This is a genomic window from Singulisphaera rosea (genome assembly GCF_054877945.1).
Genome location: NZ_JBTYIP020000001.1, coordinates 293,666 through 320,515 on the forward strand (window position 1 = coordinate 293,666; position 26,850 = coordinate 320,515).

21 protein-coding genes and 1 tRNA gene are annotated in these 26,850 nt (G+C 64.6%); 8 read left to right on the forward strand and 14 right to left on the reverse strand.

From position 1 onward, the window contains the following. Nucleotides 1-141: 141 nt before the first annotated feature. The 7 genes from ACYOEI_RS01165 to ACYOEI_RS01195 all read right to left on the reverse strand — a co-directional run bounded on the left by ACYOEI_RS01165 (nt 142) and on the right by ACYOEI_RS01195 (nt 8,889). Nucleotides 142-456: a hypothetical protein gene (locus ACYOEI_RS01165; RefSeq protein ID WP_462847415.1), complete on the reverse strand. Its 315-nt coding sequence runs from the start codon at nt 454-456 to the stop codon at nt 142-144. 367 nt (nt 457-823) lie between these two features. Next, nucleotides 824-1,477, reverse strand: a complete 654-nt coding sequence (locus tag ACYOEI_RS01170) for a phosphoribosylanthranilate isomerase (protein ID WP_462847416.1) — start codon at nt 1,475-1,477, stop codon at nt 824-826. Between the two features lie 4 nt (nt 1,478-1,481). Beyond that, nucleotides 1,482-1,814 carry a thioredoxin gene (gene trxA, locus ACYOEI_RS01175; protein WP_462847418.1) on the reverse strand — a complete coding sequence of 111 codons (333 nt, stop codon included), beginning with the start codon at nt 1,812-1,814 and terminating at the stop codon, nt 1,482-1,484. A 208-nt stretch (nt 1,815-2,022) separates the two neighbouring features. Further along, nucleotides 2,023-2,760 (reverse strand): zinc ribbon domain-containing protein, encoded by a 738-nt coding sequence (locus tag ACYOEI_RS01180; protein WP_462847419.1) that lies wholly within the window; start codon nt 2,758-2,760, stop codon nt 2,023-2,025. Nucleotides 2,761-3,097: 337 nt separating this feature from the next. Beyond that, complete coding sequence (gene rpoD / locus ACYOEI_RS01185) at nt 3,098-4,768, reverse strand: RNA polymerase sigma factor RpoD (protein WP_462847420.1); 1,671 nt, start codon at nt 4,766-4,768, stop codon at nt 3,098-3,100. A gap of 29 nt (nt 4,769-4,797) precedes the next feature. Next, nucleotides 4,798-6,702, reverse strand: coding sequence for a DNA primase (dnaG, locus tag ACYOEI_RS01190; protein ID WP_462847421.1), 1,905 nt, complete (start codon nt 6,700-6,702; stop codon nt 4,798-4,800). Nucleotides 6,703-7,398: 696 nt separating this feature from the next. Then, nucleotides 7,399-8,889: a trypsin-like peptidase domain-containing protein gene (locus tag ACYOEI_RS01195; RefSeq protein WP_462847422.1), complete on the reverse strand. Its 1,491-nt coding sequence runs from the start codon at nt 8,887-8,889 to the stop codon at nt 7,399-7,401. 426 nt (nt 8,890-9,315) lie between these two features. Here ACYOEI_RS01195 and asnB point away from each other — a divergent pair, with 426 nt between their 5' ends. The 4 genes from asnB to ACYOEI_RS01215 all read left to right on the forward strand — a co-directional run bounded on the left by asnB (nt 9,316) and on the right by ACYOEI_RS01215 (nt 14,343). Next, nucleotides 9,316-11,193, forward strand: coding sequence for an asparagine synthase (glutamine-hydrolyzing) (asnB, locus tag ACYOEI_RS01200; protein WP_462847424.1), 1,878 nt, complete (start codon nt 9,316-9,318; stop codon nt 11,191-11,193). Nucleotides 11,194-11,361: 168 nt separating this feature from the next. Further along, nucleotides 11,362-12,084: a metallophosphoesterase family protein gene (locus ACYOEI_RS01205; protein ID WP_462847425.1), complete on the forward strand. Its 723-nt coding sequence runs from the start codon at nt 11,362-11,364 to the stop codon at nt 12,082-12,084. Next, complete coding sequence (locus ACYOEI_RS01210; RefSeq protein ID WP_462847426.1) at nt 12,081-13,307, forward strand: MFS transporter; 1,227 nt, start codon at nt 12,081-12,083, stop codon at nt 13,305-13,307. Before ACYOEI_RS01205 ends, ACYOEI_RS01210 begins: the two co-directional genes overlap by 4 nt. Then, nucleotides 13,294-14,343 (forward strand): 1-acyl-sn-glycerol-3-phosphate acyltransferase, encoded by a 1,050-nt coding sequence (locus ACYOEI_RS01215; RefSeq protein WP_462847427.1) that lies wholly within the window; start codon nt 13,294-13,296, stop codon nt 14,341-14,343. Before ACYOEI_RS01210 ends, ACYOEI_RS01215 begins: the two co-directional genes overlap by 14 nt. A gap of 236 nt (nt 14,344-14,579) precedes the next feature. Here ACYOEI_RS01215 and ACYOEI_RS01220 read toward each other — a convergent pair whose 3' ends face one another. The 7 genes from ACYOEI_RS01220 to ACYOEI_RS01250 form a co-directional block, all read right to left on the reverse strand. Next, nucleotides 14,580-15,050 (reverse strand): helix-turn-helix domain-containing protein, encoded by a 471-nt coding sequence (locus ACYOEI_RS01220; RefSeq protein WP_462847428.1) that lies wholly within the window; start codon nt 15,048-15,050, stop codon nt 14,580-14,582. 348 nt (nt 15,051-15,398) lie between these two features. Continuing rightward, a complete protein-coding gene (locus ACYOEI_RS01225; RefSeq protein ID WP_462847429.1) occupies nt 15,399-16,403 on the reverse strand; it encodes a polyprenyl synthetase family protein in 1,005 nt (334 codons plus the stop codon). A gap of 155 nt (nt 16,404-16,558) precedes the next feature. Continuing rightward, nucleotides 16,559-17,038, reverse strand: a complete 480-nt coding sequence (gene moaC, locus ACYOEI_RS01230; RefSeq protein WP_462847430.1) for a cyclic pyranopterin monophosphate synthase MoaC — start codon at nt 17,036-17,038, stop codon at nt 16,559-16,561. A gap of 79 nt (nt 17,039-17,117) precedes the next feature. Continuing rightward, nucleotides 17,118-18,740, reverse strand: coding sequence for a glycosyltransferase family 39 protein (locus ACYOEI_RS01235; protein ID WP_462847431.1), 1,623 nt, complete (start codon nt 18,738-18,740; stop codon nt 17,118-17,120). Between the two features lie 261 nt (nt 18,741-19,001). Further along, the gene (locus ACYOEI_RS01240; protein WP_462847432.1) at nt 19,002-19,577 is read right to left on the reverse strand and encodes a response regulator transcription factor; all 576 of its coding nucleotides are present in this window, start codon (nt 19,575-19,577) and stop codon (nt 19,002-19,004) included. Between the two features lie 227 nt (nt 19,578-19,804). After that, nucleotides 19,805-19,933, reverse strand: coding sequence for a hypothetical protein (locus ACYOEI_RS01245; protein WP_462847433.1), 129 nt, complete (start codon nt 19,931-19,933; stop codon nt 19,805-19,807). A 210-nt stretch (nt 19,934-20,143) separates the two neighbouring features. Continuing rightward, nucleotides 20,144-21,958, reverse strand: a complete 1,815-nt coding sequence (locus ACYOEI_RS01250; RefSeq protein WP_462847434.1) for a flagellar basal body P-ring protein FlgI — start codon at nt 21,956-21,958, stop codon at nt 20,144-20,146. A gap of 1,302 nt (nt 21,959-23,260) precedes the next feature. Between ACYOEI_RS01250 and ACYOEI_RS01255 the strand changes: the two genes are divergently transcribed. The 4 genes from ACYOEI_RS01255 (at nt 23,261) to tig (ending at nt 26,769) form a co-directional block, all read left to right on the forward strand. Then, on the forward strand, nt 23,261-24,361 hold the full coding sequence (locus ACYOEI_RS01255) for a DUF1559 family PulG-like putative transporter (RefSeq protein ID WP_462847435.1): 1,101 nt from the start codon (nt 23,261-23,263) through the stop codon (nt 24,359-24,361). Nucleotides 24,362-24,559: 198 nt separating this feature from the next. Further along, nucleotides 24,560-24,751: a hypothetical protein gene (locus ACYOEI_RS01260; RefSeq protein WP_462847436.1), complete on the forward strand. Its 192-nt coding sequence runs from the start codon at nt 24,560-24,562 to the stop codon at nt 24,749-24,751. Between the two features lie 304 nt (nt 24,752-25,055). Next, nucleotides 25,056-25,127, forward strand: a tRNA-Gly gene (locus tag ACYOEI_RS01265). A gap of 106 nt (nt 25,128-25,233) precedes the next feature. Continuing rightward, nucleotides 25,234-26,769, forward strand: a complete 1,536-nt coding sequence (gene tig, locus ACYOEI_RS01270; protein WP_462847438.1) for a trigger factor — start codon at nt 25,234-25,236, stop codon at nt 26,767-26,769. Nucleotides 26,770-26,850: the final 81 nt, after the last annotated feature.

Sequence of the window (26,850 nt, forward strand, 5' to 3'; positions counted from 1 at the left end):
GGATTCTCCCTCGTGAGAAGACAGGGGTCTCGAAGACGTTCGGATCCGATTCCCACGAGGCCTGCGAACTACGTGCCCGAAAGATGGCCTGACGCATCGTGGGCTCTGGACCTCGCACGCTCAGCTCGCGTCGACCTTGCCTTAAACGGCCGACCTTAGCAGTCGCAGGGTCTTCAGTCGCTCCCAGTCCATCCAATCGAGGGGGGTAGGCTCTTCGACGGGATGCGCCGCCGCCAATTCGAGGAGCTTCGAGAGCACGATGCCGTGCGCCCGGGCCAAGGTCGGCTCGCCCGAGGCTTCGACCCTCACAAGGGCCTCGAATCGGGCCCAGTCCTCGTGCGACATCGCGACGCGAAGCGCTTTGCTCGTCCACTCGCGAGGAAGCCGAGGATGGAGGGGCCGCAATCCTCGTTCTTGATCCGGCTGACGTCGGCGACCGCGACGGTCTCGATCCACGATGGTCCTCTCCCAACGAGACGTCCTCGACGGGCTTCGAGCCCCCTCTCAAGCATGGTACAGACACGCGTACGTGTGTGTCAAGGATCGGGCCTCGATGGCCGGATCGAGCGTGAGGGTGCCACGGGTTCCGTCTTCGGACCCCGTGCGGGCCAGGCCCGGCTTGCGTTATCGGGCATGGGTCGATGACGGTTCTCGAGGTCAGTGCAGGATCCCCCTGCGACCGAGGATCGAGGTATAGGCCGAGCCTGGTCCGAACGGGGTCCGAAGACGGAACCCGTGGCACCCAATGCATGAACATTTTTATGCGATGCCTCGCTCCGACCCAATTTCGCCCCAAGAACCCGATCGACTTCAGGGGAGTCAATCAGGCGCCGACCGCGGCGCGGACGAAGGCCTGGATCTTGGCCGGATCCTTTCGACCGGGCGAGGACTCGACGCCGGTGGCGACGTCGACCATCCAGGGATGGACCTGGGCGACCCTCATCCCGACGTTCTCGGGGGTGAGGCCGCCAGCGAGGATGAGCTGAGGGTGGGAGGGGAGGATGGCGTCGAGGTCGGACGAGAAGGCGTGGCCCGTCCCGCCGGCATGTCCCGCAACGAAGCCGTCGACGAGGACGGCGTCTGGGGCGCACCCGAGTTCAGAACAGCGCCGGAGATAGTCGTGCATCGACTGGACTGCCGAGACGTCGGCGAGGCGAAACGCACGGACCACCGTGAGGTGGGAGAGGGCCAAGAGATCCTCGGGAGGCTCTTGGCCGTGGAGTTGAACGATCTTCAAGCCAACTCGGTCGGCGACCGCCGCAACCTCGTCCGGCGAGCGGTCGACGAACAACCCAACGGCGTCGACCCGGTCGGGCAACGCCGCGATGAGCTCGACGGCGAGCGAAGGGTCGACGTACCGGACCGACGGGGGATAAAAGTTCAGACCGATCCAGTCGACCCCGGCCGAGACGCACGCCAAAACATCAGTGATTTGCGTCAGTCCGCAAATCTTGATTCGGACGTTACGTTCGGCCACGCGGTCAGGAGACCCCGAGTTTCTGGAGGGACGCCTTGAACTTCGACTCGGTGTTCACCCCGACGAGGCGATCGACTTCCTTGCCGGCGTGGAAGATCAAGACCGTCGGGATGGCCGAGATCCGGAGGCCGCCGGGGGTCTCCTGGTTCTCGTCGGTGTTGAGCTTCCCGATCTTGACCTTGCCCTCGAGTTCCCCGGCGAGCTTCTCGATCGTGGGAGCCAGCATCCGACACGGGCCACACCAAGGCGCCCAGAAGTCGACCATCACGGGGACGGACGACTCAAGGACTTCCGACTTCCAGTTGGCGTCGGTAAACTCGATCACGCTCCCGGCCATGGCAGGTGCCTCGTCTCTTCGGAAATCAGCGAGAATCACGTATCTCAACATTCGGCGGCGTCGAACAGGTCGACGCCGGCTGATACATTGGAGGCATTATAAAGTCGCCCGACGCCGAGTCAACAAGCCCGGAAGGGGGGCGGACTGGGCGATCCCGGCCGACAACTGCCCCATCTGGACGAGCGGTACTCCCGCCGACAGACCCGCCTCAGCGTGTCTTGCGCCGGGTGGTCGGGAGGTCTTCCTCGGCGAGGTAGAGGATCCGGCCACATGACTTGCAAAAGCTTAGAGTACTAGCATTGATCAATTCGTTGAGCATCTGCGGTGTGATGGACACGAAGCATCCCGAGCAGGCGTTGTTCTCGATGAACGCCAAGGCGTCGGCCCCGTGCTGTTTCACGGTGCGGCGATAGCGTTCGCGAAGGTCCTCGGGGATGATCTCCTCGGCGCCGATGATGGCGGACTCGAGGCCCTCGAGCTGGTCCTTCTGCGCCTCGGCGGTCGACTCGACCTGGGCCTTGATCGCGGCGACCTCTTCGGAGAACTTCTTGAACTCCGCCTCCTCGTTGGCGAGGGCGGCGACCATCTCGTCGAGGCGGACCATCTCTTCGAGGATCTCTCCCTCGACCTTCCCGATGGCATTCTTGTCATTGGCGATCTGGTTTTGGATCGCCTTGTATTCGTCGTTCTTCTTGACGAGGTTCAACTTGACCGTGAGGTCGTCGATCTTGGATTGATGGGCCTGGAGGGTGTGCTCGCGTTTTTTGAGCTGGACCTTGCAATCCTGGAGGGCTTTTCGAGAGGAGTCGAGCGCCGCCTGCCGGTTGGTCAAGGCGATCAGGCGAGCGGCGACGGTCTTCGGGCCCGACGTCATTCGATCGCGGAGCGTCTTGGCGCGTTGGTGGAGTTGATGGAGTTCGCGAAGGTTCTCGGCGGTCGCTGACATCGGTGGTCAAACTCCCTCGGGTCGCGATGGGACGATCGTCTGGTTCAGGGGCTCGGACCGTCGTTCCGCACGACGTTTCGTTCGCGGTCCATCCCAAGAGTGAGCGTCGCGTTTCGGGAGCGCCTCTAACGACGAATCCGGCGCGGAGTTTGGACTCCGTCCGGGTCACAAGTTCGCTGGGGGGTAACGTTGAATCGACGGGTCGGGACGGGGGAGAAGGCCCTCGTCCCGGGGCGAACGGATCCGGAATGGTCGAGCGGATCGATCGATCGTTATTCCTCAGCGAAAAAGGCCGCCGGACGCCTTTAAGGCGTCCGGCGGCCTCGATGATTCGGGCTCAGCCGGTGCTCTCGAGGAAGCCCTCGAGTTGCCGGCTCCGGACGGGATGCTGGAGCTTGCGGACGGCCTTGGCCTCGATCTGCCGCACACGCTCGCGAGTCACCTTGAAGATTCGGCCCACCTCTTCGAGGGTGTAGGTGTAGCCGTCGCCCAGGCCGTAGCGAAGCTTGATGATCTCGCGTTCGCGATAGGTCAAGGTCTTCAGGACCTGGTCGATCTTCTCCTTGAGCATCTCCTGGGTCGCGGCGTTGATCGGGCTCTCGGCGGCCTCGTCTTCGATGAAGTCGCCGAAGTAGCTGTCTTCGCTCTCGCCGACGGGACGGTCGAGGGAGATCGGGTGCCGGGAGATCTTCATCACCCGCCGCGTCTCTTCGATCGAGATGTTCGCGGCGCGGGCGGTCTCCTCGATGGTCGGCTCGCGGCCCTTCTCCTGGAGGAGTTTCTTCGAGACGTTGCGAAGCTTCGACATCGTCTCGATCATGTGGACCGGGATGCGGATCGTCCGCGCCTGGTCGGCGATGGCCCGGGTGATCGCCTGGCGGATCCACCAGGTGGCGTAGGTGCTGAACTTGTAGCCGCGGCGGTATTCGTACTTGTCGACCGCCCGCATCAGCCCGGTGTTCCCCTCCTGGATGAGGTCGAGGAAGGAGAGGCCGCGGTTGCGGTACTTCTTGGCGATCGAGACGACGAGTCGGAGGTTACCGCCGGAGAGCTCGCGCTTGGCCTGCTCATACTCGCGGAACCGCGAATTCATCAGCTCGACCCGCTTCCGCAAGCTCTGCGGGGTCTCGAGCGTGATCCGCATCAGGTCCTTGAGCTCTTTCTGCAGGTTGGACCGATCTTCCTTGCCGCCACGGCCGGCGCGGTGGTCCTGGAGCTGGCTCATGAGCTCGCCCATGCGGGCGGAGACCTGTTCGAGCCGCTTCATCAAGGGCTGGACCTTCTGGGTCCGGATCGACAGCTCCTCGACGAGGTTCACGGCCTTGCGGCGACGATTCTTGAGGTCGTCCATGAGGCCGCGTCGCGTCGGCTTGTCGCGTTCGCGGACGAAGGACCGGAAGTCGCGGTTGTTGCACTCCATCAGGTGCGCGAGGGTCACCAGGTTGTGCGGCATCCGCCCGAGGATCTGGTCCTTCTCGAGGTTCTCGGTGACCGAGACCTTGACCGTGCGGTCGAAGGGGAGGTCGCCGTCATTGACCTTCTTGAGGACGTCGACCACGAGGGCGAGTGCGAAGTGGCACTCGAGCACCTTGCGGCGGAACCGCTTTCGGGTGATCTCGATCTTCTTGGCCAGGCCGATTTCCTGGTCGCGCGTCAGGAGCGGGATCTCGCCCATCTGGGTGAGATACATCCGCACGGGGTCGTCGATCCGCCGCGAGATTTCGTCGAGGTCTTCGGGGGTCAGCTCGCCGTCATCATCGTCGACCGGTTCGTCGACGAGCTCGTCCGGTTCGTCGTCCATGTCGCCCGAAGCGAGGAGGCGAGACTCGGCCTCATCCTCGTTGATCAGCTCGATGCCCAGTTCATCGAGCGATTCGAGCAGGCCGGAGATCTTCTCAGGGCTACTCGCCTCGTCGGGCAGGTAGTCGTTGACCTGGTCAAAGGTCAGGAATCCCCGGCGCTTGCCCAAGTCGAGGAGCGTCTTGAGGCCCTCGTCCAGCTTTTCCATCCAATAACCTCCCTCAACGGAACGACGGGTCAGGACGCGCTTTTCTTCTTCGTGTCCGGCCGCATGGATTGATGTCGGAACATTTCATTTCGCAACGCTAGACGGGACGCCGGGTCCGCTTCGGGGTCGGCCTCGAGTTCTTTGCGGGCGTCCTGCAGGTCCCGGAGTCGGACCTGCCAGTCACGCTCGTCGATGCGGGCAAGGACGGTGGCCAGCAGATCCTCCCAGGGGGCGGGCTGGAGGTCCTTGGGCAACGGGGCCGAGACGATCGGCGAAAGTAGGCCGGCCGCCAGGGAACGGACCGCGGGGTCGTCGAGCCGAAGCGCGACCCGCTCGAACGTGGGGGGTGTACCCTCGGCGTGGAGGTCGAAGCACGCCTGGAGGATTGCTCGCAACGGGGCGTCGCGTATCGAGGCGACCGCCACCCGGGAGCTCAACCGCCCAACAACGTCCGGTTGGTTCAAGATGATTTGGACAAGCTCACGATCGTTGACGTCGAGCGTCTCTAGCCGGATCACCACCGGGGCCGCCTCCTTCGGGGCGTCCTCGGCGGCGGGGGCCTTCGGGGCGGCCCGTCCGGCGGACTTATTCATCGAGGCGAGCTGCAGTTGTTTGAGTCGACGCCTGAGCGTCTCGACCGGGACCCGGAGCTGCCGGGAGAGCGTGTCGAGCGCCTTGGCCACCTTCACGTCGAGCCCGAGGTTCCGCGAAGCGGGGACCCGGCCGAGGACGGTCAGGACCCACTCCGCCGCACGCCTCGCGTCTTCGGGCGAGTCGAGGTCGAACCGCGACGAGGCCCGGCGGATCGCGAAGGTCATCGGGTCGACCGCCTGCTCGACCAGCGAGCGAAACGCGTCGGCCCCTTCCGATAAGAGGAAGTCGCACGGGTCGAGGTTCGAAGGAAGGCTCAGCACGCGGACGTCGACCTCATGACCCAGGAAGAATTCGAGCGAGCGATCGGCGGCGTTTTGGCCGGCGTCGTCCCCGTCGAAGACCAGGACGACGCGGTCGGCGAGACGGCGGAGCAACTGCACGTGGTCGTCACCCAGGGCCGTGCCGAGGGTCCCCACCACGTTCTGCAGGCCGACCTGGTGTGCGGCGATGACGTCGGTATAGCCTTCGACCACGGCCACCCAGCCCGCCTCACGCGAGGCGGCACGGGCGAGGTCGGCGGCAAACAACACGCGACGCTTCAGGAACAACGACGTCTCGGGGCTATTCAAGTATTTAGCGGCGTTTTTCCCTTGGGCGGCCAGGGCCTGTTGCGCCGCCGGCATAATCCGCCCGCCGAACCCCAGCGTCCGGCCCGCAATGTCGTGGATAGGGAAGATCAATCGGCCGCGGAACCGCTCGTGCGTGAATCCCGGCGACTCTTTCGGGCGGACGATCAAGCCGGCCCGTTCGAGCAACTCGCCCGAAAACCCTTCGCGACGTGCCCGAGTCGTGAGCCAGTCGCGGGCGTCGGGGGCATACCCGATCCGGAACCGCGCGACGCTCTCGGCGTTCAAGCCGCGTTCGGAGACGTAAGTCTGGGCCTCGGGGGTCCGGGCGAGGGCGTCGGCGAAGGCCTGCTCGGCCCAGGAGTTCACCGCGAGCAAGTCCGACTTCGACGGCCCAAGCGGCCGCGGCCCGTCGGACGGGCTCTCCAGCGTAACTCCTGCCCGTTCCGCCAGCATTCGGAGCGCCTCTGGGAATTCCACGACTTCTCGAGCCATGACAAAGTCGAACACATCGCCCCCGGCGCCACAGCTCCAACACTTATACGATTGGCGTTCGGGATTGAGTTCGAGGGAAGGGTTGTGATCGTCGTGGAACGGACACAACGCTTTAAACTTCGAACCGGAAGCATGCAGGGGCAGGGTTTCGCCGGCCAGGGCGACGATGTCGACCGCATTCTTGATGGCGGAGAGGGTCGCCTCAGAGTATCGGGGCACCGGGGGCTCCTGAAAGAGGGTCTCAGGCCCGGGTCCATGGTGTTTTCGGGCACCGCAGATCGGACAGCTTGTCCGAGTCCTCGGTGCGTCTCACCTTGCCCTTGAATGCCTCGGCTGCGAAAGAATTATAACCCCAAGCTGAATTTCGGTCAAGTTTTTCGAGGCAGCGCACGACAACCCCTCTCTCTTTCTAAACAGGCATGATTTTAGCAGTTACAACGGCGAGCCGCGCAGCCCACCCCTCCGTCACACCCTTCCTCGGGAGGCGGAGAGAATTATTTCTTGACAATGCGAAATCCCTTGTTCTTCGGCGTTCTGCGGCGCGGAGCCTTACCCAAATCCTCATAACTCACGAGTCAAGCCCTCGGAGCTTGTCCCCAGAACCAAGTGTCCAAGTCAAGGCCGCCAACCCGCTTTTTCGTTCGTTGCGGGCTGGATCGCCATACCAGGGTGCGTTCTCCAGGGGTGACCGGGCCCAGACACCCTCGCCTGGACGGTTAGTGGCATCGTGGTGGGCCCAATGGGCGGACGGCCTCGGAGAGACGGTCGACGCCAACTTGGCGGGCTTCCGGCTCCGAGGGCGCAAAACCGGCCCGGGATCCGCGGACCATTGAAGTCCGCGGATCCCGGGCAAGTCTTCCACGAAAACGGAGGGCAGGCCGAGAATCTCTCAAAGCCGGCCCGATTCAACTTCGGTCAGCGTCGACCGGGAGGTTGAACATCGCCGAGCACGATCGTGGCGGTCTGACCGTCGGGGGTGCGGATCGTGAGCGGAAGACCGGTGTTTTGGTTCAGCGCGGCGACGGCGGAGTCGTATTGGGCCTTGTTGTGGACCCTCGTCGGGCCGACGGCGAGGATCCGCATCCCCGGACGGATCCCGGCCCTCGAGGCCGGGCTCCCATCGACGATCTGGTCGATCTCGAGCGCACCGCCCGCGTCGGGTCCTTCGCCGGGTGCGACCTCGCGGAGGCGGAAGCCTAGGGCGGTCAGGACGGGCGCCCCGGGGAGCTCGGCGATGGTCACGTTCACCGACGCCAGCTTCCCCTCGCGGAAATACGAGAGCGCGACGGCCGTCCCCACGCTGAGGCCGGCGGTCTGGTTGCGGAGACTCGACGGGTCGGGGACGTCCTTCTCGGCGAGCTTGACGATGACGTCGCCGACCCTCAGGCCCGCCTTCTCGGCGGGGCTGCCCGCCCGGACTTCCATGACGAGCGCCCCTCGGGCCTCGGGGAGCGCGAGCTTCTCGGCGACCGCCGGGGTGACGGGTTGGATCCCGACGCCGAGGTAGCCCCGGACGACCCGCCCCTCCTTGATGATGCTCTCGACGATCCGACGCGCCATGGAGGAGGGGATGGCGAGGCCGATCCCGTCGTTCCCTTGCTTCTGGTCGGAGCTGAAGATCGCCGTGTTGATCCCGACGACCGTCCCCCGGAGGTCGATCAGCGGCCCTCCCGAGTTCCCCGGGTTGATCGCCGCGTCGGTCTGGATGAACGACTCGTATTCATTGATTCGCAAGTCATTCCGCTGGGTCGCGGAGACGATGCCCGCGGTCACCGTGTGGTCGAGGGCGTAGGGGCTGCCGATCGCGAGGACCCAGTCGCCGATGTCGAGCTTGTCGGAGTCGCCCCAACGCGCCGCGGCGGGGGCCGGGCCCTTGATCTGGAGGACGGCCAGGTCGGTCTTCGGGTCGCTGCCGACGAGTCGGGCCGGCGCAAGCGTCCCCTGACTGAGACGGACGACAATCTCGTCGGCCCCGTTGATCACGTGGTTGTTGGTGACGATGAACCCGTGCTCCTTGTCGATGATCACCCCCGAGCCGAGGTTCGTCCCCTCCGAACGGTCGCCCCCCGGATTGCCTCGACCGTCGGGAACTCCGGCCTGGGCCTGTCGGGTTACCACACGCACGACGGCCGGCGAGACGGCGACGGTCGCCATCCGGAACAGGGCTGAAGATCGATCCACGACCCCCGCCTTATCGAGCCGTTCAAGGGCCTCGATCGCCGCGCGAGAACGTCCCGACTCCCACGCGTACCCGGCCTGGTCGGCCATGTAGGGGATGCCGTAGACCAGCGAGGCGAGTAGGCAGAGTAGGAAGAGGACCAGAACGAAACCTCGACGCACGGGGGGGGTCGTCGGACGCGGCGGCGGCTCATCGAGGCCGAAGTCTTGCGGTTCAAACGACGCCATCGGCGAGGAACTCCTGCGATCGAGCAAGCGGGCGGGAGGCTATGTTGCACGGGTTGGACGACTTCCATTCTCCGGAGCAGGCTGGACGAAATCAACCTGTGGGGGCTACGGGAGAAACGGCAAATCTCGGTCGGATTCTCGAGGGGCAGAAACTCCAGGATCCGATCACGAGTCCGACGCGGAAGCGTCGCGATCGCGAGACGAGAGGCGAGTTCACCCCCGCCTCCAGAACATGACCGATGCGCCTCGCGGTCGGGAAAACCCCGATCGCCCGCCCATGGCTGTTTTCCGGCGACCTCGCGAGGGTGTACACTCAAGTTCGAGCGGCCTCGTCAGGAGAGGTTCGGTCGCCGGTCGAGCGAACGGAAGCGGTCCTCGACGACCTCGCCACGCCGTCCAATGAATCGGGGGCTGCACGCGACCGACATGTGTGGGATCGCTGGATTCGTTTGCCGAGAAGGAAAGCCTGCCGAGCTCGACGTGTTGAAGGCGATGACGGCGACGCTCTCGAGGCGAGGGCCGGACGGCGACGGCTTCTACATCGATGGCTCGGCGGGATTGGGGCATCGCAGGCTCTCGATCATCGATCTCGCCGGAGGCTCCCAGCCGATGTCCAACGAGGACGGGTCGGTCTGGGTCACCTACAACGGCGAGATCTACAACGAACCGGCCCTCCGCGCCGCGCTCGAATCGCGCGGGCACGTCTTCCGGACGCAGTCGGATACCGAGTGCCTGGTCCACCTCTACGAAGAGCATGGCCCGGAGTTCGCCCGAGAGCTCAACGGGATGTTCGCGCTGGCGATCTGGGACGCGCGTCGTCGAAGACTCGTGCTCGCCCGCGATCGGATGGGGCAGAAGCCGCTCCTCTACGCGGTGACAACGACCGGAGCCCTGGTCTTCGGCTCGGAGCCCAAGGCGCTCCTGGAACACCCCGACGTCGCGCGTCGGATCGATCCGGCGGGATTGGCCCGTTACCTCTTCTACGAGTATCTCCCCGCCCCCCATTCGATCTGGTCGGGGATGCGCAAGCTCCCTCCCGCCCATGTCCTCGTCTGGGAAGACGGCGGAGCTCGGGTCGATCCATACTGGCGGCCAAGTCTGCCCAATGGGGAATCGGCCCCGTTGGAAGAAGCCGCCCCGCGGTTCTGGGACGAGTTTCGACAGGCGGTCGGTCGACATCGGCGATCCGACGTCCCCCTGGGGGTCTTCCTCTCGGGGGGAATCGACTCCTCGAGCGTTGCGGCGGCCCTATCGGAGCTCGAGCCGGCTCGAGGGATCCGCACGTTCTCGATCGCGTTCGACGACCGAAGCTTCGACGAGAGCTCGCACGCGAGGGCGGTTGCCGAGTATCTGGGGACCGACCACCGGGAGAAGACCTTCGCGGTCGAGTCGGTCCGCGAGCTCTTGCCCGAGGTCGTCGAGTGGCTGGACGAGCCGTTCGGGGATGCCTCGCTGCTCCCGACGTTCCTCCTGAGCCGGTTTGCTCGGGGCGAGGTGACGGTGGCCCTGGGAGGCGACGGCGCCGATGAACTGATGGCGGGTTACCCCACATTCGTCGCCGAGCGTGCTGCCGGACTCTTTCGCCACTTACCGGGCGCGGCTCGACGCCTGGCGGGGGCGGCGGTGGGTCGCCTTCCCGTCGACCATGGCAATTTCAGCCTGGACTTCCGACTCAAGCAGTTCCTCCGGGGAGCCTCCGAGCCCACTGCGCTGGCCCACCAGCGTTGGCTCGGCTCGTTCTCCGGGTCGGAAATCGAGCGGGTGCTGGTCGGGGCCGGGGGAATCGACGTCGAGTCGGAGCACCTCCTCCGGGCCGACGGGCTCGCGCTAGGGGCCGACGCCCTTACGAGGTCGCTCGCGCTCTACCAGGATACCTATCTGCCGGAAGACATCCTGACGAAGGTGGACCGGGCGAGCATGGCGTGCGGGCTCGAAGTCCGGGCCCCGTTCCTCGACGCGAGCCTGGTGGACTCTATCCAAGCCATGCCTCCCGTGTTCAAATACGGGCGAAGTCAGACCAAGCGTGTCCTCAAGCTCGCGGCGAAGGGCCACTTGCCCGACTCGATCTTACGGCGGCCGAAGAAAGGATTCGGGATTCCGGTGGCCCGTTGGCTCCGGGGTCCGCTGAAACCGCTCCTGGAGTCGCGGTTGAGCGTCGAGCGTCTGGAACGCCAGGGGCTATTCCGCCCCGATGCCGTCTCCGTCCTCGTCCAGGAGCACCTGTCGGGGGCCCGTGACCTCCGAAAGCCCCTCTGGACCTTGCTGATGTTCCAGCTTTGGTACGATCGCTGGCTCAAAGGCTGAGGGGCCGCCGAGCGAGGGATCGGAGTCATGGATCCGCGTGTTCATTAAGGACCTGGCCTCGTCCGGTGGGCCATTGCCCGAGGTCGACGCCCATGGCCGCTCGAAGCCCGAGCGGCCGTGCTCATCCAATCCCCATGGCCGAACGTCCTGGACCTGGAATTGGGATCGATGCGAATCCTGGTCGTCTCCGACATTCACGCGAACTGGCCCGCCCTCGCGGCGATCGACGAGCCGCACGACGTCTGCCTTTGCCTGGGCGACCTTGTCGACTACGGCCCCAGCCCCGCCCCTTGCGTCCGTTGGGCGATGGAGCACGCCGATTACGCCATACGAGGGAACCACGACCACGGCGTGGCCCAGGGGATCGCCGTCAACGGCGAGAGCGGTTATCGCTACCTCACTCGCGTTTCGCGGCCTCATATGTGGGATGCGCTCGACGCGGACGAGCGCCGGTTCCTCCTCCAACTACCGCTCACCCAGCGGGTCACCTTGGGAGGAAAGCGATTCTTCCTCGTCCACGCCACGCCGCGTGACCCGCTCGACGAATACCTCATGAAAGACCCGCAGGTCTGGGCGAAGCGGGTCCAGAACGTCGATGCGGACATCGTTTGCGTCGGCCATTCGCACATGCAATTCAACCTCGCCGTCGACGACGTCGTCGTCGTCAATCCCGGGAGCGTGGGACAGCCGCGCGACGGCGACCCCCGCGCAGCATATGCCGTGATCGACGACAACAAGATCGAGCTCAAGCGCGTCGCGTACCCGATCGAAGAGACGATCGCACAGCTCGAGGCCGCACCGCTTCCTGACCGGGCCAAACGACTCATGAGCCACTCGTTTCGAACGGGCCGACTGCCCGACGACTCGACCCTCCTCGGGGTACCCGAATGACCTCGGGTCGGCGCGTCCCCGCGTCGTACTTCGCCCTCTTCGCCTCGCTCTACGCGATCCAGGGGGTGGTGGTCGCGTACTTCTTCAGTTTCAATCAGCTTTACATGATCAAGTACGGGGTCACGCCGGAGACGGCCTCGGGGGTCCAGAGCCTTGCGCTCGCCCCCTTCCTGTTCAAATTCCTCTTCGGCCCCCTGTCGGACCGGGTCAGCCTGCTGGGGATGGGACACCGCAAGCCCTACATCGTCTCGGGGCTCCTCCTCCAGTCGGCCGGTCTGCTCGGGCTCTCGCGAGTCGACCCCGGCCAACACGCGATCGCCTTCGCCGTGGTGGCCATCCTCACGGTCACCGGCCTCGCACTCTACGACACATGCTGCGACGGTATGGTGATCGATCTCACCCCGCCCGAGGATCGAGCTCGGGTGCAGGGAATGCTCGTCGCGGCCAGGGCGATCGCCGCGATGATCGGCTCCTATGGCTTCGGGCTCTGGCTCGAAGGGCAGGGGGATGCCTCTCGCTTCCATTCGGTGCTTTACGCCTGCGCGGGTTTGGGCCTGGTGCCCTTGCTCCAGATTTTGCCCCTGTCCGAACCCTCCCTTGCCTCCGACGCCGAACGGTTCAATTGGTCGGCCTTGAAGGCGATGATCACCCCGAGATCCCTCGTGCTGCTGGCCTTCGGGGCGATGTACTCGGTCGTCGCCTATGGGGTCGAAATCAACCTGAGCCCCTACTATCAGACGTTGGGCTTCAGGGAGGGGCGGATCGGGGCCTTCGCGTCGGCCCGATACGTGGGGAGAGCCGTCGGGGCGGGACTCTTGACGCTCGCGGGCCATCGGATCGGTCGCGGTTGGATTATGACCCTCGGGATCCTTGCACTCGCGGCGACGACCGCGGGACAGGCCCTGGTGGACGATACCCCGTCGGCGGCGATCATGGGTTTCCTGTTCGGCGCCGCGAACGGCTGGGGCGATGCGCTCTTCAACGTCCTGGCGATGGAGGCCTCCGATCCGAGGATGGCGGCGTCGACCTACGCACTGTTCATGGCCGTCTCGAACGTGAGCGTGGCGGGAGGTTGGATCTTCGCGAAGGCAGAGTCCTCGCTGGGCGGGCGACCCTCGCCGACGTTCCTGCTCTCGGCGCTCATCACCCTCATCCCCCTCGCCTTGATCCCCACGCTCAGCCGACCGACCTCGGTCCGGGAGCCCCGCGATGTCGTGGCGTGAGTGGCTCGTCGTCGGCTTGTCCGGGGGCGTGGCCACGGCCATCGTCGTCTACGCATGTTTACCCTGGCTGATCCAGCCCTGGCTCCGGCTCGTCCTCTCACTCCGCTATCGAATTCGAGTCGAAGGCCTCGAGCACCTTCCGTTGACCGGGCCGGTGCTGGTAGCCGCCAACCATGTGACCTGGATCGACGGGTTTGTGATCGCCGCGTCCGCCCCACGGCGGGGTCGCTTCCTTATTAATGCGCAATATGTCGGCTGGCCGATCGTCCGGAATCTCGCGCGCAGGGTCGGCCTGATCCCGGTCCCGTTCTCCGGTCCTCGAGCGATCCGGACGTCGATCACGCTGGCCCGAGAAGCCCTCGACCGCGGTGAAGCGGTCGCACTGTTCCCGGAAGCCCAACTGACGAGGACGGGGCTCCTCGGCCCTTTCTATCGAGGCCTGGAAGTCATCCTCCAGGGTCGGGAAACCGTGCCGGTCGTTCCCGTATACCTCGACAACCTATGGGGGAGTCTCTTCAGCTTCTCGGGAGGACGCTTCCTGCGAAAGCGCCCGGAGGGATGGCGGCGGACGATCCATGTCGTTTACGGCCCCCCCATCCCCACGCCGGTGAACGTTTTCAACGTGCGACAAGCCTTATTGGAAGCAGGCGTGAGGGCGTATTCCCGGCGCGAGCCTCGATCGATCCGACCGCTCGAGACGGTCGATCCTCTACGCCCACGCTTCAACCATCCGACTTTGGGGCCTCTGACGGGGGCGACTGCGAACTTCGAACGAGACGGGATTCATCAGACCGGCGAGAAACCCGACTCCGTCGGCCATCCCCTTCCCGGTGTGGCCCTTCGGGTCGTGGACGGGGACGGACAGCCGCTTCCGCCAGAGGAATCGGGGCGGGTGGAGGCCCTCGTCCAAGGCCTGAGCGGTTGGACCGACGCGAACGCTCGCGGTTTCCTGGACCGCGATGGTTTCTTGTTTCTGATCCGGGATGCGCCGACTCTCGAGACCGACGCCGACCACCCTTCCTCGTCGGAACGCTGAGACACCGTTTCCTGGGAACTTGCAATCGTCGCAAAACGCCCGGATCGGTCCTCCGTTGAGAAGACCGGGCGGGCGTGGCCTGTACGCATCGACGGTTCGAGGACTTGTCGCGGGCTCTTCGGAGACGCTTGAGCCGTTGGGTCCCTGAGGGTGTCGCCCGGAGACAGTCGAAACCTGATGAGGAGAGGCGTCAAGACGAGCGATGGAAGGGCGGGCGTGCCGGGTGAGAAGCTCGATTAGGCGGGGGTCCCCCGGGCCGAGCTTGTGGCGGCAACCGGGGTGTTAGGGGGTGGGCTAGGGATACGAGGCCCGTCTTCGGGCTCCGCGCCGGCCCTGGCATCAAGGATGCGTCTCATCGCGGCTTCATAGCCGACGAACCGAATATTCTCGAGAATTCGCACCGATCGCGAGCACCCGATCGCCCGGGCCATCTCGAGGACTTCCCGCTCCTCGACCGAGAGCGGGTCGGAGCGGCCCGCCGGGTCGGACTCGAGAGAGTCGTCGGCCAGGAAGTCCAGCGAGACCCCGACGGCCTTCGCCAACCGGAATGCGTTTTCCAGCCCGGGCCGGGATTTGCCTGCGAGGATTCGAGAGATCTCGGAGTCGCTCACTTTCGAGATTTTCGCGAGCTTCTGGCCGTTCAGACCCAAACGAACCATCTGCGCCAAAAGCTTCTTTTGGAGGGGGGATGCTTTCTCGGCGTCCATCTGAAGCATCCTTATTTGAATCGACTCGAGTGCCATGTCCGATGGCGTGCGTTCTCCGCCTGCATAGCATAATTCCCGCCCAGGAAAATTACACCATTCCTGTATCAGCAATATTTTTCCGTATTCGGGGCAGCCGAAAACCTATCCTCCTCCCGGCCGGGAACTGAGAAACGCGCGGTTATGCACTGAACCGCAAGTGTCTCGGGAGGTTGGAAGGATCTCTGGCTTTGCGAATACGGAATACCGACGGGGGGAGGGTTTCACATACGGAAGGCAGGCGAGGCGAAGGACCTCAAATCATGTCGATTCGGGAAGGAAACTTCACGTTGGCGAGCGAGGATGGGCCGTTCACGAGGCGCGACGGACGACGTATTGGGTGAGGCTCCGCAGGATCCCCTTGGCGACCGACTCGTCGAGGCCGTCGAGACGCGAGTGCGCTTGTGCGGCGTAGTACTTCGCGCGGTCCCAGCAGTATTCGAGGGCGTCCGAGGCATCGAGGTAGGAGCGGAGCTCGTCCCGATTCGGATGCTCCTCGGCGAGGAGTTGGCGGACCTTGGTGGAGGTCGCGGGGGTGGAGGTCGAAAGAAGGCGGATGATGGGGAGGGTGAGCTTCTGCTTCTCGAGGTCGGTCCCCAGGCTCTTGCCGGTCGTGCGCTCCTCGCCCCAGAGGTCGAGGAGGTCGTCGGCGATCTGGAACGCGACGCCGAGGTCTCGGCCGTACTCTTCCATCTCGGTGACGATCGCCGGCGAAGCACCGGCGTAGTGGGCCCCGAGCTGGCAAGAGACGGCCGTCAACTCGGCGGTCTTGCCTCGGATGATCGAGTAGTAGGTCTCCTCGTCGAGGACGAGGTTCCCTCGGTTGTGAATCTGCTGCATCTCGCCCTCGCAGACCATATTGGTCGCGCGGCCGATCCAGCGGCAGGCGAGGGTCGAGTCGAGCGAGGCCGCGAGGTGGAAGGCGTGGGTGAAGAGGAAGTCGCCGAGGAGGACGGCCGGTTCGTTGCCCCACTCGGCGTTGATCGTCGTCGCATGCCGACGGACGCTCGCCTCGTCGAGGATGTCGTCGTGGACGAGTGTCGCGGTGTGGATCATCTCGACGACGGCGGCGACGACCGGGTGGGCCGGCCGCAGGCCGCCGCACGCCTGCCCCGTGAGGAGCACCAGGGCGGGGCGGAGCCGCTTGCCCCGGAACTTGGCGCAGCGCTCGACGAGGCGTTGCACGAACGGGAATCGACTCCCCAGCTCGTCCGCGAAGATCTGCTCGGACTCGGCCAGTTCCGCGGCGATCGGAGCGTAGATCGCCGCGAATTTGCGGCTGGTTTCCTCTGACTTCACAAGAGATTGCGAGGACATCCCGAGCCTCCCGATCATCCCGCCGACTCGCCCGTCGACAGACCGCTGCGTGTGCGGATGCGGAATGGAAGAGCGACGGCGCGCTCTCACCGGATTGAAAACGGTCGGGTCTCCGACGACCCGACCCCCTATCGCCTTTCCCTGGCTCGCGAGCGTCAGCCCGGTTCTCTCCGGAAGTGGCCGCTCCGGCCCCCCAACTTCTCTTCCAGGCGGATCTGATCGATGACCATCGCCCGGTCCACCGCCTTGCACATGTCATAAACCGTGAGTGCCGCGACGCTCACGGCGGTCATCGCTTCCATCTCCACACCAGTCCGCGCAGACACCTTGGCGGTCGCTTCGATTCGGAGGGAGGAATCATCGACCGGGACGAACGAGAGCTCGACGCTATCGAGGCCTAGCGGATGGCAGAGCGGGATCAGCTCGCCGGTTCGCTTCGCGGCGAGGATACCCGCCAGCCGGGCGACTTCGAGGACGTCACCCTTTGACGCACGCCGGTCCAGGATCAACTCCAAGGTCGACGACGCCATCCGAATCATCCCGCTGGCACGCGCCGAGCGGAGCGTCACCGCTTTCGAGGAGACGTCCACCATCCGGCTCGCACCGGCGTCATCGAAATGCGTGAGCTCATCCACGTCGCCGGTCCTTGTTTCAAATCATTCTGAACGTATTTTACAAATCGTCGACCCCTTGGCTAGTGGGGATAGCTGGGTTTTAACGACGTGGCGTCGGGGGCGACGCGTCTGAGGTCGGGTTGGTTTCGGGCGAGAAGGTCCAAAGTCCCGAGAGCCAGACCCCTTGTCGTTCCCGCACCGCGACCCGACGGCCCTGTTCGAGGCGACGACGGAGCGCGGGTTTCCAGTAGGCGGAACGTCTTGAGACCACGACCCACCGGGCGCGAAGCGCGGCGTCCTCGTCGCGGAGGATGACCGGAAGCCGGGCCATCGTCCGGGTCGTCGAAGCGAGACCTTGTCCCGGATACAGCGACGGGGCCAGGGCCGCCGGGTCATTGGGCTCCGCCTCGGCCGCCAACCGGGCGAGGAGGGTCGGGTCGACCGCATCGTTCCAGTAGGTGAGTTCCAACCCGAGGCGTTCCGCCCCGCGAAGGCCGCCGACGAGGGCGTTGTAGTAGCTCAGGCCGAACGGGTGGACGGTCAGTGTCCCCGCTCCCTGCGCCACGAAGAAGCCGAGGAGCCCGATTCGGGCGATTCGACGCGACGAAGTCCACTGCCAGGCGGAATGGAAACCTCGGCCGATCAGGAGGGCCCAGAGCGGGAAGACCATCAAGAAGAGTCGCTCGCCGTCATACACGGGGACTCGAGTGCTGAACAAGGTCAGGAAGAAGACGATCGACCCGGCCGGGAGAAGCAACGCGGGATCGGTCCGGCGCTCGCGCCAGGACTGGGATAGCCCCAACAGCCCAAGGGCGTGCAACCCCACGGGGACGGTCGCCGCGAAGTAAAACCAGGGATAATGCCAGGGGATGTCTCGGTCGGCGTAGACCTGTCCGAAGTACTGTACGAAGATCGAGGTTCGCTCGACTCCGGTTCCCCAGTAGGCCGCGAGTCGCTCCCCGGTGTGATACCAGAGCCAGGGCCAGCCGAGGGCAAAGGTCGCTATGCCCGTCGCCGACCAGGCGAGGAAGGGGGGGAGCACCCAGAGCTTTCGGTATCGGGCGAGCGCCCAGATCAAGAGAATCGGGGGGAGAAACCAGGCGTGGATCTTGGTCAGAAGGGCCAGGCCCCAGAGGATCCCGGCACCGGCCATCGCCAACGAGGGACGCTTGGCATCCAGAGCCCTGGCGGATGCGAGGAGGGCCAGCGTCCAGAAGAAGGCGATGAAGGTGTCCAGCGCCCCGAGGTGCGCGTGCGCGAAGACTCGGGGCATGGCGAGCAGGCCGAGCCCAGCCGCAACGCCCGCGGCACTCCCGTACCGGCGGCAACCGACAAACACGACCATGCCGACCATCGCGGCGAAGATTGTGGTGGGGGCCAGCCGACCGGCGAGCAAATAGAGTCCGATCGGGTCGCGGCCACCCGCGAGGACAATCTCGATGGGTTCTCCGAGCGTCGAGGCGATGCCGAGCAGCCAACGGCCGAGCGGGGGATGCTCGGCGTTGTCTCGGAACACCCGTTCAACGACCTCGGGACGGAAGAACCCCCAGCCCTGGGAGAGAAGCGTGGCCACGTACGTCCGACCGGGGCGGACGTCGAGGGGCTCGTCGATCGTGATCCCAGGGCCGTCGAGCGTCAAGACGACGGAGAGGCCCGACAGGAGCCCGATGGCCGTCGAGAGCCGTACAGGGGTCCAGAATCGGCGATAGAAGGGCTCGGCCATCGCGGTGTCGGCGTCCCAGTCGAGGCGGGGCGAACTTGATGTCTCGGGACCCCTCCGTTGGCGACGAGGGACCGGTTCCTGACGGTGGCCAGGACGGCGGACGATTATGAACGATCGCGATCCGTTCGGCGAGCCGGGGCCGTCGGGAAATCGGGGCAGGGGGATGGCGGGGGGGAAAGGCGAACGAGCCCGAGGCTCGTCCTGGGCGATTCCAGGACGTACCTCGGGCTCGTCGACTAAGCGGCGGATCTCGCGTCTATTTCAGGGTTCCTCGGCCTTTTTCTGGGAGATAAGGCGTCGGACTCGTTCGGCGAGCAGGGCGCCGTCGAACGGCTTCTTGAAGGCGTCGTTGAAGCCGAGCGAGTAGAGCTCCTCGCCGGGTTCGTCACTCGTCAGGGCGACGAGGATGGTGGTGATGTGGTCCTGGCTCTTGCGGAGGTTCTGGGCGATCTGACCCGCCTCGATCCGGCCGACAGCCATGTCGATCACGATGCAATCCGGGTGGAAGCTCTCGGCACGAATGCCGGCTTCGAATCCGGACGCGGCGGTCTCGATCCGGAAGTCGTCCCCTTCGCGAAGCTGCTCGCGGAGGCTGGTCAGCATGGGGGCATCCGCCCCCACAACCAGGATCTTGTGATAAACCTCTGCCTCGAGATCACCCAAGGGCATTCCGTGCTCCTTGAGGAACCGAAGCAGATGCTCGCGAGGGATCCGACGATCCTGCGAGCCCGGGATCCGATATCCACGCAAGCGGCCCGAATCGAACCACTTGCTAACGGTCCGAGGCGCGACTTTGCAAATCTTCGCGACCTGGCCGGTTGTAAACACTTTCTTCATAGTGGAGGTCTCCACTCGCCCGTTATCCGGGCGAGACCTCGGAGGTTTCCTCACCCCTCCGGTTTGAACCAATGTCGGCGCGGTGACAGTCCCATCCCTGCGACTCGAATTCGAACGCCTAGCGTCTGATGAACTCGTCCGCGAGAGACGGCAATCGTGCAAGACGCTCCGACCCCGCCCCCAACCTCCGGCGTCCCGTCTGCTCCTCCGCACCCGCTGATGAAGAATCAGGAGATGGCGGTGCGGATCACGGGCGGGGTCGGGATCGGCATCCCGGGCCCCTTGTGCCGAAGGTCGAGACACTCCCCGCTCTCACGGAGGGTTGCCCGGCCTAGGACCACCAGGAGGTCACTCATCCCCTCCTTGCCGTAGCGGACCTGACCGTCAAGACTATTTTTCGAACGGCGCGGCGTGCGACTTTAGGATGGACCAGGACTAGATCGAAGGAGCACAGGAATCCTGGCAAAAAGGCAGGCTGAGTAGGCGTGGAGGGATAGAGGGAAAGCGAGGATTGGCTAAGAAAAACGCCCGGCGGCGAGAGCAGCCGCCGGGCGTCGAGGGCAATTTCAACGCTTGAAGATCGGGCCGAACATGCGCCCGAAGAATCCCTTCTTGGGCTCCTCGAGCTTCGTCTTCTTGAGGTTGTCGTCCTTCTTGGTCATATCGCGGCCGAGGATCGCGGCTTCGTCGTAGAGCGCGCTCGGGGTCGGCACAGCGTCGAGGACGAGCGGGCCGGCCATGTTCTTCTGACGAGAGGCCGCCTGGAGCAGCGTGACGACGTCGGGATAGCGGGCGCCGAGGTTGGCGGTCTCGCGGAGCACGTCGGCGACCTCGAGCCTCGAGGAAACCTTCGTGTCCAGATCACCGACCTGGGTCGGGGCGATCCGGCTGATCTGCAGCTTCTCGTCCCCGTCTGCCGCGTTCAGGAGAATGGGACCGGTCCGGAGCACGATCGGCGTCAGGAGCTTTTGATCGCGTCCGAACACGACGACCTCATTGCGGCGCGTCCGGGAGACGTGGACGAGCGGGGGCCCTTCGCAATCGATGACGTACAACTCGAACGGGTCTTCCTTGAGCGGCTTTCGCCGACGGTTGACCGAGGCGATCGCGATCGACATCGAGTCGGACTCCTCCGGCTCGGGCTCCTGGTCGAGGACCCGGACCCGCCCGAGGAACGAATCCTCGGGGTCGAGGGTCCGGAGGGAGTCGAACGCCCCGTAGCGGACTTCCACGTCCGGCTGATCCATGAGCTTGATCAGCTTCATCCGGGAGGCCGGCTGGTCGGTCGCCGCCAGGGCCGCGAGTGCGTAGGAGCGGAACTCCGGGGTCTTCACCGCGGTCTGGGCCAGCACCTCGGCGCCGGACTCGTCGTTAAGGAAGGCGAGCGACTCGGCCGCGAGGAACCGAACCTGGGAGTTGGGGCTCGACAAACCGGTCTTCAAGGTCTCGATGGCCGACGACCCGAGGCCCTCGAGCCGCAAGGATGCAACCCCGGACTTCTGGGGGTCGAGAAGATCCTTGCCCCACATTTCCATCCGCTTTTCGCGGAGCGACGGGCTGTCGACCAGCGGAAGGAGCTTCACGACCCGGAAGAAGCGGTAGTGATGATGGTGGTAGATCCTCGGGACCTTGAGCTCGAGGAACGTATCCCGCTTCGCGGTGGCCGCCCCCTTGAGGTCGACCCCCTCGTGCTGCGGGAATCGGTCGTTGACGACCTTCTCGAGGAGAGCGGCCGTTCGGAAGCTCCGCCGGTTCTCCTTGATGATGAGGGTGAACGGCGTATTCTTCTTGACCCTCGCCGCGCCGAGCACCCGGCCAACCTTGAGATTGTCCGGCTTCGCCTCGGTCCCGGTCATGACCGGCCCTTGGGCGACGGCCAGCGGCGCACCTTCCTTGACCTCTCCCCCCTTGGCGATCAGGGTCTCCCGGAGCTGACAGGTGAGGAGGTAACCCCCGGCCAGACTCTTCGTATTCGAGTTCGGCGGCAGCTCGAGTTCGACGTCGAGTCGGTCGCTCGTGGTCGTCCCGACCGGCACCTTGAGGCGCACGATGACCATCGCGACGCTCGGGTCGGTCAGCAACTTGCTCGGGTTGTCGACCTGCGCCTTCCGCATCTCGTTGATGAGCGTCGTGCGGTAATAGGACTGCGGGGAGTCGCCGCCCGTATTATCGAGCCCGACGACGAGCCCCACGCCTTCGAGTCTCATGTCCATGGGGGAGCCGATGAAGGCGGCGTCACCGACGGCTTCTTCGACCTTGGGCGGAGGCGGTTCGCTTCGCTTCTTCTTGGGCAGGGGCAGGCCCGCCCCGAGAAGGGCTAGTGCCGTGAATGCCCAGAGGGCGAGCACGGCCTCGCCGCGCCTTGCGTACGTTCGCCTCATCGACCTGCCTCCTTGCTCACCGACGCGGGGAGAACCCCCGGACACAACTCGAGAACCAAGCCGTGCCATCACGCCGGTCCGCCCACTTCCGTGTGGGACGAACCGCGGCCGGACTTTAGAACCTCCCGGATTTTTAGTCAAGAGTTTTTTTCGGGAGATCATTCAAGATGCCGAAGCCATTCGTTCACGGTGGGCCGAAGGAGGGGATCAGGCGCCCGATGGGGAGGAGTTCGTACGAATCCGGGACATTCGCGCAGATTTACACGCCTAAATGGCAACGGTGACCGCCACCTTGGGGAAGAGACGAGGCAGGCGAGCTCCCGCTCTCCAGGTCATACGGTCGTGTCTTCACCCGTCGCTCAAGACACACCGCTTCACGCAAGAATGCATCGATTGACGGGCAAGCTCGAGCGGTGAGGCTTCATCGAGGCCATGCAAGCAAGACGCATCCGGGCCTGACGTTTCCTCGAAATCATGGTGAGCGATCCGCCCCGACGATCGCTTTACAAAGCCTTTTTCCTACTCACGCCGATTTTCAACGCCTTGCGGGCTGCTTCCGACGACCATTTCAAAAAAAATGGAAAGCCGAAGAAGGCAACGCTTGATCTGGACGGCGAAGTATTATATTTAATATAGTGAAGGCGCAACTCGGGGATCGAGGGTTGAATCGGGTCACTCCCCCTTCCTATTTAGAGCGAGCCGCATTGATTGAGGGTTTCGCCGAGCCCGGCCTTCGCGGGATGGAAGTCGAGAGAACGAGAAGGGTTGGTCTGGGCGTCCCAGGTTTCCAGACTCGAGATCTTGAGGGGACGTCACGGCGATTCGACGGGTTTCTGCGACGTCGGCGTTGGGCGGGTATCGCTCAACGCGATGACCTCCCTTCACCTCGGTTTCGGACCGCGGCCACCGGTAGTTCGTCGAATCCGCCCAGCTTGAAGGACTGGATTCACGGTCAACGACCCCGACAGGGGGAATTGGTCGAGAGTGGAGAGTTGCGCGTCACGCCACCTGACGAATCGGGCGTCGGTCAACCCCGACGCATCGATGGCGGATGGTGCTGCGCCGTATTCAGACAACTCTGAGGGGCGAATTTCCGGTATCCACAGCCACCGCCTTTTCCCGCCAATCCGTGGGATATAAAGAATCGCCCATAACGGCATTCGTCGGGCTGTGGGATTTGTGTGATTTCTGAACGTTCGAGAGATCCGCGGGACCATCCCATTTTCGAGGGCCGGTCCCGGGACCTGTCTGTCTTGCGTCTCGATCCTTTTTCATGACCCCTTGCGGGAGGGAATTGCACTTATGCGCATGACTATTCTGCGTCGACGAACCGGGTTCACGCTGATCGAACTGCTCGTGGTCATCGCCATCATCGCGGTTTTGATCGCCCTCTTGCTCCCGGCCGTGCAGGCGGCCCGCGAAGCCGCCCGACGCGCCCAGTGCGTGAACAACCTCAAGCAGATCGGCCTGGGGCTGCACAACTATGTGTCCCAGCAGAACACCTTCCCGCCCCTCTGCGGCAACATGTGGCTCCCCGGCCATGTCGCGAGCCCCGGCTGGGGGAATTGGCCGCTCGGCTGGGCCGCGTCGCTGATGCCGATGATGGAGCAGCAGCAGTTGGCCAACGCGGCGAACTACTCGTTCGGAGCCGACCAGCCGCAGAACTACCAGACCGTGTGCCGGGCGCGGGTCGCGACGTTCATTTGCCCGTCGGAGAGCAAGCCCCTCGGGCCATGGCTCGAATCCTCCTGGACGAACTACAGCGCCAACGTCGGCGGCCCGGCATCGATGGCGACCTGGAGCGGTGTCATCATCCCCATGAGGGAAGTGGCCGGGCAGACGGCGGTGGGGACGAACTACCCGACGAAGTTGGGCACGATCGGCCTCGAGAGCGTGGTCGACGGCACGTCGAACACGGTGGCGTTCAGCGAGCGCCTCGTCGGCATGGGTCCCGGCGACGTGACGGTCTCGCTTAGCTCGGCGGACGCGAAGCGCGTGACCTTCGGCCCCGTGGGCCCCGTCACGGCCGACACCGGTGGAAGCGTTCAAGCTCTGGCCTTCGTCCAGTCCTGCCGGAGCTTGCCCGGCACCACCACGACCGCCGGGTTGGTGAACGACTCCTGGATCGGCGGTGCGGTCTGGGCGGGTTCGCACGCCAACACCCTACGTTTCAACACGCATACGCACGTCAATACGCCCAACGGAATCTCCTGCATGGCGGAGAACTATCCCCCGGGCCAGGCCATCGACGCGATCACCGTGGGGAGCAACCACCCCGGCGGCGTGAACGCGTGCATGGCCGATGGGTCCGTCCGCTTCTTCAAGGACACCATCGCGATCCAGACGTGGTGGGCGGTGGGAACCAGGGCGGGTGGCGAGGTCGTCAGCGCCGACTCGTATTGATTCGAGTTCGGCCTTGTCGAGAGGCAAAGGTAGGGCTCGACTCCTAGAAACCCTCTACCCCGGTTTTGGGAAGAGAAGCTCGGAGGCTGAGCCCTCTCTCCACGTTTCGTCGACGAATCGATTTCACGCACGAAGGCCGGGCGTTTGCAACGCCCGGCCTTCTTCTCCCTTTTCGACCTATCCGAGAGGATTTGTTTCATGCACTTCGTTCGACTGACGTCGGTCGGCCTCGTCGTACTACTTCTCTCCGCCGTGGCCGGTTGTGGTGGGGGTGGAGGCAGTTCCGAACCGGTCGTCGACGAGACCCGCCCGGACGCAGGCCTGGAGGCCTCGAAGAAACTCCAGCAGATGCAGCCGCTCCCGTTGCCCGGCAAGAAGGCCCGCCGCTGAGCTCCTACGTTGCGGGGAGCCAGGCCCTCGGGGCGAGGTCGGAGCTCACGATCCAAGTTTTGCGACAACGCCGCCATCGAGGCTGCGGATGGTCGACATCGACACCGCGGCGAACACCGACCTGGCCCCGAGAAATTGCGACGCATGGCTTTAAGGATGGCGGGAGGAACCCATGCGGGATTTTTGGAGAGGCCTCTTGAATTCGCGACCGGCTCGTTTATAGTAGGTCTACCTCGACACGAGGGAGTTGAAATTGGCAGACGACTCTTCGAGAGTCTTGCCTGACAATGGCGACACGGTTCACGCGGGAGTAGCTCAGGGGTAGAGCACCACGTTGCCAACGTGGTTGTCGTGGGTTCAAATCCCATCTCCCGCTCTTTGTGGATTGCCATTCAAAGGCTGGCGGCTTACGCTCGGAGCGCGTCGGGTGCGTGATGGCGGCTCAAGCCATCCCAGCCCGACTTGTTCTGAGGATGCCTTTGATGAGCACGGGCGAGCACGACCACGAATCTTCCGTCAGCACGGCTGACGAAATTGGGGCAACCGAGACCCAATCGGTTGGGCAGAAGCTCGACCTCGACGTTCAAATCTCTGACGTCGGGCCCTGTAAGAAACATCTCAAAGTCGCCATCTCCCGAGCGGATATCGATCGCCAGTTCGATGAATCGCTCGGGTCGATGAAGAAAGAGGCAGCCGTCCCTGGTTTCCGACCCGGGCGTGCCCCCAAGCAGCTCGTCGAACGACGGTTTCGCAAGCAAGTTTCGGAGCAGGTGAAGTCCACCCTCCTGATGGCTTGCCTCGAGCAGCTCGACGAGTCGTATAAACTCAATCCCATCTCGCAGCCGCAATTCGACATCGCGGCGATCGAGCTTCCCGACACCGGGCCGATGCGGTTCGAGATGGACCTCGAGGTTCGTCCCGAGTTCGCGCTTCCGGCCTACAAGGCCTTGAAGGTCAAGCGGCCGAACCGGACGATCAGCGAAGCCGACATCGACGGCCAGTTGAAGCTCTTCCTGGAGCAGCACGCGAAGCTCGTCCCGAAGCTCGAAGGCGGGGCCGAGATCGGCGATTTCATCACGGCCGACCTTCGCTTCCATCGCGACGGGACGACGCTCAACGAGGCGAAAGAGATTCAATTCCGCCTCCAGCCCGAGCTTCGTTTCCAGGATGGAGCGGTCCCCGAGGTTGGCAAGGCCCTCGTCGGCGTGACCGCGGGCGAAACCCGCGACGCGAAAGCGAACATCGGGTCCGGCTCCGCCGACCCCAGCCTTCGCGGGAACACGATCGACGTGACCTTCCAGGTCCACGACCTCAAGCAACTCCGCCTGCCCCAGACCAATCGCTCGTTCTTCGAGAGCATCGGCTTCGACGACGAAGAGGACCTGCGCAAGGCCCTCCGCGAAGTCCTCGAGCGTCGGCATCGCTCGGCGCAGATGAAGGCGATTCGCCGCGACGTCGTCACGCAGCTCCTCGAGTCGACGCCCTTCGACTTGCCGGCCGACCTCGTCGGCCGCCAGGAGAAGGCGACGCTCCGCCGACTCGTGATGGACCTGAAAGAGCAGGGGCTCAGCGAGTCGGAGATCCGCGCCAGCGAGGCCCAGATCCGCGCCAATGCTCACGAGTCGACGCTCCGCAGCCTGAAGGAGTTCTTCCTCCTGGCCAAGATCGCCGAGGCGGAGGAGATCAAGGTCGAGGACGAGGACCTCGAAAACGAGATCGAGGCCATTGCGTCCCGATCCGACGAGAACTCGAGGCGAGTTCGAGCTCGGATCGAAAAGGAAGGGCTGGCCGAGGTCCTTGCCTCGCAGATCCTCGAGCGGAAGTCGCTCGACCGGATCCTGGAGTTCGTCGTGTTCGAGGAAGTCGCGGCCGCCGAGGAAGAATCGGCGGTGGAGACCCTCGACCAGACGGCGACCACGATGGTTGCCAGCGACGAGGCCCCCGAGACCTCCGTGTCGGGCTCGGCCGAAGGGCAGGGGGCTGGCGAATCCTCCGAGGGTGAGGCCTCGCAGGGATGATGATGGATCGGATCGGCTGACACGTTCGTCAGGTCGTCTCGACATGACCACGAAGGCCCTGCCACGCCCGCGTCTCTCGGG

What these genes read in the sequence shown, in the direction of transcription:
- trxA (WP_462847418.1), bottom strand. Translation starts at nt 1,814, where the DNA reads ATGGCCGGGAGCGTGATCGAGTTTACCGACGCCAACTGGAAGTCGGAA.
- ACYOEI_RS01180 (WP_462847419.1), bottom strand. Translation starts at nt 2,760, where the DNA reads ATGTCAGCGACCGCCGAGAACCTTCGCGAACTCCATCAACTCCACCAA.
- rpoD (WP_462847420.1), bottom strand. Translation starts at nt 4,768, where the DNA reads ATGGAAAAGCTGGACGAGGGCCTCAAGACGCTCCTCGACTTGGGCAAG.
- ACYOEI_RS01195 (WP_462847422.1), bottom strand. Translation starts at nt 8,889, where the DNA reads ATGGCGTCGTTTGAACCGCAAGACTTCGGCCTCGATGAGCCGCCGCCG.
- asnB (WP_462847424.1), top strand. Translation starts at nt 9,316, where the DNA reads ATGTGTGGGATCGCTGGATTCGTTTGCCGAGAAGGAAAGCCTGCCGAG.
- ACYOEI_RS01205 (WP_462847425.1), top strand. Translation starts at nt 11,362, where the DNA reads ATGCGAATCCTGGTCGTCTCCGACATTCACGCGAACTGGCCCGCCCTC.
- ACYOEI_RS01210 (WP_462847426.1), top strand. Translation starts at nt 12,081, where the DNA reads ATGACCTCGGGTCGGCGCGTCCCCGCGTCGTACTTCGCCCTCTTCGCC.
- ACYOEI_RS01215 (WP_462847427.1), top strand. Translation starts at nt 13,294, where the DNA reads ATGTCGTGGCGTGAGTGGCTCGTCGTCGGCTTGTCCGGGGGCGTGGCC.
- ACYOEI_RS01220 (WP_462847428.1), bottom strand. Translation starts at nt 15,050, where the DNA reads ATGGACGCCGAGAAAGCATCCCCCCTCCAAAAGAAGCTTTTGGCGCAG.
- ACYOEI_RS01225 (WP_462847429.1), bottom strand. Translation starts at nt 16,403, where the DNA reads ATGTCCTCGCAATCTCTTGTGAAGTCAGAGGAAACCAGCCGCAAATTC.
- ACYOEI_RS01235 (WP_462847431.1), bottom strand. Translation starts at nt 18,740, where the DNA reads ATGGCCGAGCCCTTCTATCGCCGATTCTGGACCCCTGTACGGCTCTCG.
- ACYOEI_RS01240 (WP_462847432.1), bottom strand. Translation starts at nt 19,577, where the DNA reads ATGAAGAAAGTGTTTACAACCGGCCAGGTCGCGAAGATTTGCAAAGTC.
- ACYOEI_RS01245 (WP_462847433.1), bottom strand. Translation starts at nt 19,933, where the DNA reads ATGAGTGACCTCCTGGTGGTCCTAGGCCGGGCAACCCTCCGTGAGAGC.
- ACYOEI_RS01250 (WP_462847434.1), bottom strand. Translation starts at nt 21,958, where the DNA reads ATGAGGCGAACGTACGCAAGGCGCGGCGAGGCCGTGCTCGCCCTCTGG.
- ACYOEI_RS01255 (WP_462847435.1), top strand. Translation starts at nt 23,261, where the DNA reads ATGCGCATGACTATTCTGCGTCGACGAACCGGGTTCACGCTGATCGAA.
- ACYOEI_RS01260 (WP_462847436.1), top strand. Translation starts at nt 24,560, where the DNA reads ATGCACTTCGTTCGACTGACGTCGGTCGGCCTCGTCGTACTACTTCTC.
- tig (WP_462847438.1), top strand. Translation starts at nt 25,234, where the DNA reads ATGAGCACGGGCGAGCACGACCACGAATCTTCCGTCAGCACGGCTGAC.